Genomic DNA, 1,236 nt, shown 5'->3' with positions numbered 1-1,236 from the left:
GAAAGTTCATAACATTGATGTCAGCGAAACTAACAGGAAAACAGGACGTTGATTCTTGCCGGGCAGGTGTTGCAGAAGAATAATGAGTGAGTAACAGCAAACCATCATTCATTCATACTTAGTTCAGTGATTTTCGCCGTCTCATCTTGATGGATGGTCAAAACATGGCCATCGGCGCTGAGGGTCGCTGATCGGATAATACCAGGATGGGAAGTGCTGGCTTTTTCTTCCCATGATCCATCGCTGTTCTGACCATAAATTTTCCACGTTCCATCGACACTGACAGTGACCAAATGGCGGCCATCGACACTAAAGGTTGCTAATGTAATAAAACAATCATAGGAGATGATGGCTTTTTCTCTCCATGATCCATCGATCTTCAGGCTATAGATTTTCATCATGAGATCATTACTGCAGGTGATGACATGACGGCTATCGGGGCTGAATTTGGCAAAGTAGACATTTTTGTTATGGGAAATGATGGCTTTTTGTTCCCATGATCCATCGTCCTTCTCACCATAGATTTTCGCTTTGTCACCTAAATTGGCGGTCACCATATGGCGGCTATCGGCGCTGAATTTGGCTGAGCACTTTCTTAGGTAACCGGAAATTGATTCAAGAAACTCCCAGGCTGTTGTACCAGCTGAGCAGTGACTCAGGTAATCGGAAATGGTGGCTTTTTCTTGCCATGATCCGTTTTTATCCTGGCCAGAGATTATCGCCTTGTTATCGTCACTGGAGGTCATTAAACAGCGACTATCGGGACTGAATTTGACTGACTTGACCTTTCCATTATGGGAAATGATGGCTTCTTCTTCCCATGATCCATCGGTATCCAGTCTATAGATCTTTGCACTGCCATTATCTCTGGTGATCACCACATGGCGACTATCGGAGCTGAAGGTAACTGAAACAAAATGGGAAACAATGGCCTTTTCCAGCCAGGACCCATCGTCTATCTGGCCATAGATTTTCGCTTTCCTATCCAGGCTGGCGGTCACCACATAGCGGCTATCGGGGCTGAAGGTGGCTGAGTAGACAGTCTCATCATGTGGAATGATGGCTTTTTCTGCCCATGACCCATCGTCACTCTGGCCATAGATTTTTGCCCTTTGATCCCAACTGGTGGTTACTAGATAGCGACCATCTTTGCTGAAGGTGGCAAAACTGACACTAGCGTTATGGGAAATAGTGGCTTTTTCTTCCCATGATCGTTCGTCCTTCTTGCCATAGATT

At 45.6% G+C, this 1,236-nt stretch carries 1 protein-coding gene; it reads right to left on the bottom strand.

Annotation, left to right across the window (positions count from 1 at the left end; all coding sequences use genetic code 11):
- Positions 1-104: 104 nt before the first annotated feature.
- Positions 105-1,236: WD40 repeat domain-containing protein (locus KDK17_RS16820; protein ID WP_257254915.1), on the bottom strand; the 1,132-nt coding region annotated here is incomplete at its 5' end.

It is taken from the genome of Endozoicomonas sp. SESOKO2 (genome assembly GCF_024606245.1).
Lineage (GTDB): Bacteria > Pseudomonadota > Gammaproteobacteria > Pseudomonadales > Endozoicomonadaceae > Endozoicomonas_A.
Note: the sequence above shows the minus strand (reverse complement) of the source record. Positions and strands in the feature narration are given on the sequence as shown.